General features: G+C 42.5%; 1 pseudogene. It reads right to left on the reverse strand.

The features are described 5' to 3' along the window. Window positions 1–17 precede the first annotated feature (17 nt). Window positions 18–247: pseudogene (locus tag R2R70_RS22255) on the reverse strand (hypothetical protein); the annotation flags it as partial.

Below are 247 nucleotides of genomic sequence, written 5' to 3' on the forward strand. Positions count from 1 at the left end.
CTCATTGTTATTACACCTTAAAGCTGTTGCGTATTTGAGGTGCTCACATCAGAGCTTTCAGGTACCGGTTGCGCACCTGCTATTTTAACTTCCATTCCCTTTTGAGGGTATTCTGGTAACGTAACCACTAGTTTATCGTCAGCTTTTAGGCCACTACTAATATAGAAGTACTCGCCTTCTTCTCGTATTACCGTTACTTTTCTTGGTTCAAGGGTTTGGTTTTCACCAACCACCCAAACGGTTTGGT

The sequence above is a fragment of the Cobetia sp. SIMBA_158 genome (assembly GCF_046566945.1).
GTDB lineage: Bacteria > Pseudomonadota > Gammaproteobacteria > Pseudomonadales > Halomonadaceae > Cobetia > Cobetia amphilecti.